This window comes from Solibacillus ferritrahens (genome assembly GCF_037027585.1).
Lineage (GTDB): Bacteria > Bacillota > Bacilli > Bacillales_A > Planococcaceae > Solibacillus > Solibacillus ferritrahens.
Genome location: NZ_JAXCLE010000029.1, coordinates 20117 through 30103, shown reverse-complemented (window position 1 = coordinate 30103; position 9987 = coordinate 20117). Strand labels below are relative to the sequence as shown.

The following is a 9987-nucleotide window of genomic DNA, read 5'->3' as shown; positions in this document are numbered from 1 at the left end:
TGGTCAGAAAATATTCAAGCCACATGTGCAAAATAGCCAACTATCCGAAAAAAACTCCGGATAGTTGGCCATTCGTCGTGCGTACCGTAAAGGTGCGCTATTTTTTATATTTCGGGCTTACAGTGTACTAAGTATTAAATTGTATACAAGTACTTGCATACAAGGGGAAAAACAGTCGATGGAAGTAGAGGTTTCGATAGATAAGTTCGTTATAGATTATAAGGATGTACCACATTTAGCGTTTTACATGTTTATATGGTGGGAGTGTAGAAATTTAAAGTGAAAATGAAGATTTATATTGGAAGATATAGCTATGATCTGCACATGCGGGAAAGTGACAAAATGTATACATTCATATATATTTTAAAAACTTTAGGATAACAGAAGGACATTTACATACCCTAAGGATTGAAACAATGCCGGAGTATTATCCAATAGAGTAAATACGAGAAATAGAAATTTTAAGTACTTGACTGTTTACTTCAACTTAAGCAACAAATCCCGTTACTGATTTTTATATACATAATTGTTAATATTAGGTTATGCATGAGGTTTGGGAGGTGAAATTTTTATTATAGATAATTTCGATGTACCATAAACGCCATTTTTTATAGGTTAGGAAATAATCAATTAGGGAGCTAATTAATAAATGGAAAAAATAAACTATTTAAAAAAGTACAATGAAAATGTTCGAATACTAACAGTTGATGAAATTAGTAGATTAAATAATAATGAAATACCAATTGAATGGAAAGAGCTATTTTATAATGCTGATATTAAATGGAATATTAATTTACTTTTGAGCCTATGGGAAAAAAATGTAGGGTCTGAATTAGGGAAAACAATTTCCTATCTTTATCAAAATCTTATAAATATTGAGATTATGGAAGAGGGAGGAGTTTATTCAATTTTATATACTATAAAAAATTCTAAAGGAGACATTTTATATTACGAAGGGCGTAATCCTCATAAGGGACAAAAAAACATAGAATTAGAGGGGGCGTGGGATAAAGTACCTGCTTCAATTCGAAGTTTTTACGAAAATATTCATGATGGTTTTTATTACTATGCGAGTGAATCAATGGGCCTAGTTCCACTTGAATCGGTAACATATCTTGGGGACGAGGATCTCGAATGGAGTATTATTGATGATTTAGAAGAACCAATAAAAATCAACCTAGACTCATCATTTGGTTTTTTCTCTAATGGTATGGGAAGCTACGTAGCTATAGATGTCACTAATTGTTTTAATAACAATGCTAGTTTTTGGTCTGCAAAATTAAAGCCCAAATATAATATAAGTTTTTGGGGTTATGTAGATGAATGGATTGTAATGGGCTTTGAAATGTAACTAGTTGTAACTACATAAAGGGACAATATAAACAGTTTCATTTAGATTAAATGCTAAGGGTGAAATAATTGGAGAATGGCCATAATTGACAAGGAGGAATTAAATATAATGAGGGATCATCTATGTATAGGAGAAAAATGTAGAGAAGGAATTGAATATCATAAAGAATTTATTGCTGAAAAAAGGTTGGATATCAAAAATTTAGATGAAGATACTAAAAATGGTATACAAAGGAAATCGAAAGATAATAAAAGTATTATAGAGGCAAGATATTTAAGGACTTTTAAATACGAGATGGAGGATATTAGGGCAAAATATTCATTAGGGGATGAAATTACTACAATAGAAGAAGATTTTTATAATGCAATTAATGATTTAGAGAATACAGGAACTAGGGAAGTAGGCTATTTAAGTCTGCTTTGGACCATTTCTTTAGGAATCCTATTAGAAACAGATAAAAAGAATATAGAAAGATTAAGTAAGGTGGTTGAGAAAAAGGAAATAAACGATGCAGTGATTGATTTTTTATTATATGCGAGTGATATCGGATATGAAAAAATCACTAATGAGTATTATAAAGAAAACCCCTACGCAAAAACAAGAGAAATTATAGAACTTGCGCAAACCGATAAGAAAGAAGCCTCTAAACGATTACAAAAGTATATGGAGAAGGAATGGTTTAAAGGGCATTATGACTATGAATGGAAAAATGCGCATAAAGAACCTGGCTATGTAGGATTTTGGAGTTTTGAAACAGCAGCCCTTGCCAAAATACTTGATTTGGATGATTCAAGCTTAATCAATAATAATCACTATCCTTATGACTTGGCCCATTACAAGAATTCAATGAAATTTAAACCGATTTCTCTCAATGATATAATCATTGAGCAGGAGATTGAACAGACTGACTTAATAATAGAAGGCATCGAAAATAATCCGTTATTAGAAAAAATTATTCCGACAAAATGGCATGCATTTGTCAACGAACTCATCCATGATTATGAGGTTATGGCTGATAGTAGCTTCTATGAAAAATACAAAAAAGTGATGAGCTTAGACCAAATTTGGTTCCAATATCAAGAGTATGAAGAAGCCAATGAACAGAAGGGTCTTTTAGGGAGTTTAATTGTTTTTGCGATGGTGGATAAAGGTTATCTATTACAATTGGATTATAAAGAAGATTTGGAAGAATACTATTCCAGTTTAAAAGATTTTTGGAATTCTACAAAAACCAAATTGGTTCAATTTATAGTAGATAATGATCAATATTATTATGCTTTACTACCAATTGATGTGAATATGAAGGAAATGTATGAAGTTAACCTTCTAGATGCAAAGTAAGGTAATGGAAAAAATGTTAAAATGGTGGTAGCTGGAAATTTCAACTGTCGCCATTTTTTTTATAATTTTAGATACGGATAGTTAAATCGATAACAAGACATCGTCGTGATCCAAGCGAAAAAGCACGTCAAAGCCGCCGTAAAGAAGACGAAGAAGGCTTTGAAAAAGGGCGGTGGAAAAGTTGCCGTTACATATACGTCCTTCAATAGTAGATAGTATTAAAGAAGTAAAAAATCATGGCGGTAACCGATATTACATGGTCCGAAGGCTTAAAGAATTAGGTGACTTAGCCGCTACAAGGAGATCGTAATCATATGGGAAATATACAACTAGCCAAAGAAATTCGTACAGCTATCAAACAAAATAATGTTGAAAAAGTAGTCGAGTTAATTGGTTCTGATATGGAACTCATGAATATAGTTACACCATTTGGGACTTGGCTACATGTTGCAGCTAAACATGGGAAGCTTGAAATAGTCAAGCGACTGATAGACTTAGGTGCTGACATCAATAGACGCGGCGGTGTTTTTGGTGGTGGAGCAATGAACGAAGCGGCTTCAAAAGGACATCTTGACATTGTTGAATGCCTATTGTCTAGTGGAGCTGAAATGGATGTGAGCGAACCAGAAAGGAACCCATTATTTGCTGCTATTCTTGGTGGACATATAGATATTGTCAACCTTCTCATTGAAAATGGCATTGATATTCATGTTAAGTACACAGGAGAATCTATGAAAAATATGGATGCATTAGCATTTGCACATGAACGAGGGCAAAAAGAAATAGCAATCTTATTGGGTTCTGCTAAAAAAGAAGTGTATAACGATACTGCACAAAATGAAACAACTGAGATGTTGGATTACATAAGAGAACATTTCGGACCCATTTATCAGACAATCAGTGAAATTGTCCCTGGCAGTAAGGTAGCGGTTCATATTCACATTATACTGCCAACGAAAGAACAAGATTTTATCACGCTTGTGACTACAGGGATGAGTGATGTAGCCATGGACGAAACAGAAGAAAGTACTGGCGTTAAGTACGCGGAATTAGTACTCAAGTTACCTGCGAATTGGCCAATCAGGAAAGATGACATGGCGAACAATAATCATTATTGGCCTTTAAAATGGCTGAGAATGGTCGCTCATATTCCCCATTCCTATGATGGATGGCTAGAGGCAGGGGTCATTCTTCCAAACGGGGAACCTCCCATGCCATTCGCTGCTAATACAGCCTTATCATGTATATTGTTAAAGGAAACTGAAGCAGGACGTTTTATTGATTCGGTAAATAGAGTAATTGATTTCTTTACTCTACTCCCCATTTATGAAGAAGAAAGACAGATAGCTTTACAAAAAGGATCTGATTATTTAATAGAAACATTCGATGAATATGGGATATCAGATGTACTTAATCTAAAAAGGAAAAACATTGGGTTGGACGGTTAGGCAAAAATATCCTACGAATATGGATTATATGACCCGAAAAGAGAGGACACTACTATGTCTATAATAGAAACGAATAAAATTGATGCAATGAGTATGAGTAAAGATGGGCAAGGTTTAATGTTGATGCTCGCAGATCATTTAGATTGGAACAATGAACAGGAGCATTTAATTCTTTTACAAGAAAAAATTAATGCATATTTAGGCTTTATCGAATCAAATCAGTATTCAGAAACATACCCGGATACAGCATTTGAATATTACGTTATTGAGGTAAGTACAAAATATAAAGCCCCCGAGAATTGCTTGAAATTTTTTGAGGTAATCAATACTCAATTAAAAGAATATAGGATTCAAGTGATATTAAGTGAAGAATAAATCTCTGAGTATTACAACTTCATCCGAAAACAAAATATACTAACAAGCCGAACATACAATAATTCCATTTAGAATGTTGTGAAAAAATGATATAATAGTCAAATTCGTGTATAATACGGAAAGACAAGAGTTTGGAAGGATGAAGTACAGATGACAAAACCAGTAATCGCCATCGTAGGACGTCCGAACGTAGGTAAATCGACAATTTTTAACCGAATTGTCGGAGAACGTGTATCGATCGTGGAAGATATTCCAGGTGTAACACGTGACCGTATTTATAGTTCGGCTGATTGGCTAGCACATGAATTTAATATTATCGACACTGGTGGTATTGAAATTGGGGACGAGCCATTTTTAGAGCAAATTCGCCAGCAAGCGGAAATCGCTATTGATGAGGCGGACGTTATTATTTTCATGACAAATGGTCGTGAAGGTGTAACAGCTGCAGATGAGCAAGTAGCTAAAATTTTATATAAAACAAAAAAACCGGTTGTATTAGCAATTAATAAGGTCGACAACCCGGATATGCGTCATATGATTTATGACTTCTATTCATTAGGTTTCGGTGAGCCTTGGCCAATTTCAGGTTCGCACGGTTTAGGCTTAGGGGATTTATTGGACGAATGTGCAAAACACTTCCCGCAACCAGATGAAGAGCAATACGATGAAGATACGATTAAATTCTCATTAATTGGGCGACCAAATGTTGGGAAATCTTCACTTGTAAATGCCTTTTTAGGCCAAGAGCGTGTTATTGTAAGTGAAATTCAAGGGACAACTCGAGATGCAATTGACTCTCCGTACTCACATGATGGGCAAGATTATGTCATTATTGATACAGCGGGTATGCGTAAAAAAGGGAAAGTCTATGAAACAACAGAAAAGTATTCTGTGCTACGTGCACTGCGCGCAATCGAACGTTCTGACGTTGTTTTAGTTGTTCTGAATGCAGATGAAGGCATTCAAGAACAAGATAAAAAAATCGCAGGCTATGCACATGAAGCTGGTAAAGCAGTAATTATTGTTGTAAACAAATGGGATGCAATTGAAAAAGACGAGAAAACGATGAACTTATTCACAGAACAAATTCGTGAGCATTTCTTGTTCTTAGATTATGCACCAATCATTTTTGTTTCGGCAAAAACGAAACAACGTGTACTCAATATTTTACCTATTATAAAGCGTGTTAGTGAAAACCACGCGATGCGTATCCAATCATCTATTTTAAATGAAGTAATTGAAGATTCCATTGCACGTAATCCAGCACCAACAGATAAAGGGCGTCGTTTACGTATTTACTATGCAACACAAGTGGCGATTAAACCACCAACATTCGTTGTATTCGTAAATGAACCTGATATGATGCACTTCTCATACGAGCGCTTCTTGGAAAACCGTATTCGTGAGACATTCGACTTCGAAGGAACTCCAATACGTCTTATTACACGTGCTCGTGACTAATTAAATGTACAGGGCGCTAGTTTATGAAAATGAACTAGCGTTTTTGTACATAAAGGGAATTTAGCTTGAAGGAAATTATAATAAGGAACTTTAAGTGAAATTGGGGGTTTATTAATGGAAAATGTAGTAGTTTTAGGCGCAGGCTCCTGGGGTACTGCCCTGGCAATCGTTTTGGCGGAAAACGGACATAATACGTTAATTTGGTCTCATCGAGAAGACCAGGCGAACGAAATAAATGAACAGCATACGAATAAAAAATATTTACCCAATACCGTGCTGCCACAGAATTTAAAGGCAACTTCAAATTTAGCAACAGCAGCAAAGCACGGATCAACAATCGTCATGGCTGTACCAACAAAAGGAATCCGTGAAGTTTGTGAGAATATTTCGAAATATATTACTGGCAAATCTTTATTTGTACATGTTTCAAAAGGAATAGAACCAGATACATTAATGCGTATTTCTGAGTTAATGAAAGAAAGCTTAGCACCTGATGTCGTAAGTGACATCGTTGTACTTTCAGGACCTTCGCACGCAGAGGAAGTTGTGCTGCAGCATCCTACAACGGTAACTGCCGCTTGCCGAAATTTAAAGGCAGCGGAAAAGGTGCAGGATCTGTTTATGAACCACTATTTGCGTGTGTATACGAATGATGATGTCATTGGTGTTGAAATAGGTGGGGCCCTCAAAAATGTAATTGCTCTTGCAGCGGGTATGACGGATGGTCTGAATTTTGGCGATAATGCAAAGGCGGCTCTTATTACACGTGGCTTAGCGGAAATAACACGTCTCGGTGTAAAAATGGGTGGTAATCCTTTTACATTTGCAGGGCTGACAGGGATGGGTGACTTAATCGTAACTTGTACAAGTGTCCATTCACGTAACTGGCGGGCAGGTAATATGCTTGGAAAAGGAATGAAGCTTGAGCAGGTGTTGGAAGAGATGGGTATGGTTGTCGAAGGGGTGCGTACGACAAAAGCAGCTTATCAATTATCCCAAAAATACGAAGTTTCGATGCCTATTACATCAGCGCTGTACGATGTGTTATTTAACGATATGGAACCAAAAGCATTAGTTGAATCTTTAATGCTGCGAACGAAAAAAAGCGAAATCGATGAAATGAGCTAATCGCCTTATTTTAAGATGGCTAAATCTTTAAAATTTAATAATTTGTCACAAATAGGGAGGGATACTTGTATGCCTCCTGTTTTTTTTTACCTGAAAAGGCTATAATTATTAGCGGAATAACGCGAAAATTTATAGAAAGGCGGTTTTAACAGTGCAGCACATTCTACAATCGATGAACCCAATGTCAAATCTACTATTAAACTCTGCGCGCGGACCTTTAGCTACTATGCATGCATTGGATGTTATGTGGGTTTCGTTTTATTCAATTGGTTTATTATTAGCTTCATTATTAATAATTACAGCAGTCCGTAAATGGATACATAATATGTTTTTATCGATTTTACTTAAACTTGTTGCCTATGTAATGTTTTTTATCGGTACATTATTGATGGTGCTTGTCATATTAACATGGCCGAACTAAGATAGGGGGAATACATATTATGAAATTATCAAAATGGTTTGTGCTGTTATCAATAGTCACATTGTTGTTGGCAGGATGTGGCTCATCGGCTAACTTCGATCAATCCAGCTTAAGACCTGATGTCGATATGCTTGCAGGCGTCCAGCGGGCTGTTAATGAGTACCGTGAAGATACTGGGGTGTTACCAATTAAAACACGCGACCAGGACACAGACATCTTCATTAAATATTTAATTGATTTTGAAAAACTTGTTCCAAAATATATTGGTTCTCCACCACAGAATGCCTATGAAAAGGGTGGGATATTCCAGTATATTATATGGAATCCGGAAGAAAACCCTACTGTAAAGCTTGTTGATTTACGTACACCTGAGCGTATACGTGAAATTAATATTCGATTTAAAGGGACTAAATATCCACAATTTAAAGATAAAGTGGCAGAGCATGTCTATACAATTAACTTTGAAAATATTGGCTATAAAGAAAATGTGACAGTTCAGAGTCCGTATTCGAATAATCAATTACCGATTGTTGTATCCGCAGAAGGGGATTTATACGTTGATTATTCAATTGATTTATATACGTATATGAAAGATAACGATATTGTCGCGCAACCTGGAGACGACATACGTGAAATTTTAGTGGATAATTTTCCGGTAGTTCCGGCATATTCGCTGCCCTACACAGTAGATGAAAACAATGAGCCAATCATTATGTATGATCCAACAAAAAAAGAAAAATAACGGAAATGGTGTACAAAAAGGTGAAACTTTTAGTACACCATTTTTCATATTTATAACCAGATATACATATAGTGTTTTGATAATGAATACTTTAACTGGAAACAGAAGATTAAGGCATATAAAGGAGGCAATACGATTAGCGAGCATATTTTTCAGCAACTGGCGGAACGTACGAATGGTGATCTTTATATTGGTGTAGTAGGACCAGTTCGTGTTGGTAAGTCGACGTTTGTTAAAAAGGTCATGGAAGGCGTGATATTGCCTAATATTGAGAATGCGGAAGACCGTATGCGTGCAATGGATGAGCTTCCACAAAGTTCTCCTGGACCTACGATTATGACGGCAGAGCCGAAGTTTGTTCCTGCTCAGGGAACTACTGTTGCATTTGGAGAAAGTTCAATACCATTCCGTGTGCGATTTGTAGATTGTGTTGGATATGTAATTGAGGGAGCTAAGGGTTATGAAGACGAGTCCGGACCAAAATATGTGCAAACACCATGGCATAATGAAGCAATTGCTTTTCAGGAAGCTGCAAAAATCGGAACAGATAAAGTTATTCGTGACCATGCCAATATCGGGATTGTCGTAACGACAGATGGAACGGTAAATGGAATGTCACGGGCGGCTGTAGAAAAAGCAGAGAAGCAAATTATTGAGCAGCTTACGGAAATCGGAAAACCATTCGTTATTGTACTTAATAGTACAGCCCCACATTCGGCTGATACACAGAAACTACAGCAGGAATTAGTTCAAAAATATGATGTACCTGTAATTCCGACTGCTATTCAACAAATGCAATTAAACGACGTTATGATGATTTTGCAAGAAGCACTATTTGAATTTAATGTAAATGAGATTCAGGTAGAAAAGCCAGATTGGTTGGATGTGTTGGATGAGCATCATCATTTAAATGAAACATTATCATTTGCTACGTCACAATTACAAGATGATGCGATGAAAATTCGTGATGTAGAAGCTGCAAGTCAATTGCTCCGTGAAATTGACTTTATAGAAAGCTGTACGGTGGAAAACATTGATGCTGGGCAAGGAATTGCTACGTTACGTGTCAATATCCATAACGATTACTATAAAGAAGCGTGTGCAGAGTGGCTCGATAAACCAGTTGAATCGAAAAAAGAATGGCTTTTATTTATAAAGGAGGCAGCAGAAGCCAAAGCGGCACAAAGCAGATTCCGTGAAGCAATTGAACAGGCGAAGGAAAATGGCTATGGTGTTACATTGCCTGCAATGGACGAATTTACTCCTACTGAGCCTGAATTAATTGAGCAAAATAATTTCTATGGAGTACGAATGAAAGCAACTGCTCCATCCTACCATATTATTCGTATAGATATGGAAGCAGAATTTTCACCATTAATTGGCTCAGAGTTTCATAGCCAGCATTTGCTGAAAGATTTGCAACATGCGTATGAATATGATCGTCAGGCATTATGGCAAACTCAATTATTTGGTACCCCTCTACATGAAGTATTAACAGAAAGTATCCGCTATAAAATGAGTGGTGTCCCGACTCATGCAAAAAACAGAATGCGTTTAATGTTGGAAAGATTAATAAATGAAGGAGAAAGAGGTTTAATAACATTTATTATTTAGTATTCAGTAAAATATCGTGATAGAAAAATTACAGGACCGTTCACTTTTATAGGTGAATTGTCCTGTAATTTCTGTTTTTTTGCAAAAAAAGTTAAAATATAAGCGA

At 36.0% G+C, this 9987-nt stretch carries 9 protein-coding genes; all 9 read left to right on the top strand.

Translation table 11 applies throughout. The annotated features are described in order from the left end of the window. Nucleotides 1-649: 649 nt before the first annotated feature. The 9 genes from SNE38_RS18055 (at nucleotide 650) to spoIVA (ending at nucleotide 9881) form a co-directional block, all read left to right on the top strand. Complete coding sequence (locus SNE38_RS18055; protein WP_191705180.1) at nucleotides 650-1351, top strand: SMI1/KNR4 family protein; 702 nt, start codon at nucleotides 650-652, stop codon at nucleotides 1349-1351. Nucleotides 1352-1459: 108 nt separating this feature from the next. Then, entirely contained in the window at nucleotides 1460-2692 is a 1233-nt protein-coding gene (locus SNE38_RS18050; RefSeq protein WP_336047045.1) for a PoNi-like cognate immunity protein, read from the top strand. Between the two features lie 314 nt (nucleotides 2693-3006). Further along, the gene (locus tag SNE38_RS18045) at nucleotides 3007-4140 is read left to right on the top strand and encodes a suppressor of fused domain protein (RefSeq protein WP_191705179.1); all 1134 of its coding nucleotides are present in this window, start codon (nucleotides 3007-3009) and stop codon (nucleotides 4138-4140) included. 54 nt (nucleotides 4141-4194) lie between these two features. Further along, the gene (locus SNE38_RS18040) at nucleotides 4195-4515 is read left to right on the top strand and encodes a DUF6572 domain-containing protein (RefSeq protein WP_336047044.1); all 321 of its coding nucleotides are present in this window, start codon (nucleotides 4195-4197) and stop codon (nucleotides 4513-4515) included. Nucleotides 4516-4665: 150 nt separating this feature from the next. After that, the gene (gene der, locus SNE38_RS18035) at nucleotides 4666-5976 is read left to right on the top strand and encodes a ribosome biogenesis GTPase Der (protein ID WP_191705177.1); all 1311 of its coding nucleotides are present in this window, start codon (nucleotides 4666-4668) and stop codon (nucleotides 5974-5976) included. Nucleotides 5977-6090: 114 nt separating this feature from the next. Continuing rightward, nucleotides 6091-7104 (top strand): NAD(P)H-dependent glycerol-3-phosphate dehydrogenase, encoded by a 1014-nt coding sequence (locus SNE38_RS18030; protein WP_336047043.1) that lies wholly within the window; start codon nucleotides 6091-6093, stop codon nucleotides 7102-7104. Nucleotides 7105-7255: 151 nt separating this feature from the next. After that, on the top strand, nucleotides 7256-7525 hold the full coding sequence (locus SNE38_RS18025) for a DUF2768 domain-containing protein (protein ID WP_318247712.1): 270 nt from the start codon (nucleotides 7256-7258) through the stop codon (nucleotides 7523-7525). 19 nt (nucleotides 7526-7544) lie between these two features. Beyond that, nucleotides 7545-8267 carry a hypothetical protein gene (locus SNE38_RS18020; RefSeq protein ID WP_191705175.1) on the top strand — a complete coding sequence of 241 codons (723 nt, stop codon included), beginning with the start codon at nucleotides 7545-7547 and terminating at the stop codon, nucleotides 8265-8267. A 108-nt stretch (nucleotides 8268-8375) separates the two neighbouring features. Further along, a complete protein-coding gene (spoIVA, locus tag SNE38_RS18015) occupies nucleotides 8376-9881 on the top strand; it encodes a stage IV sporulation protein A (protein WP_318247713.1) in 1506 nt (501 codons plus the stop codon). Nucleotides 9882-9987 lie beyond the last annotated feature (106 nt).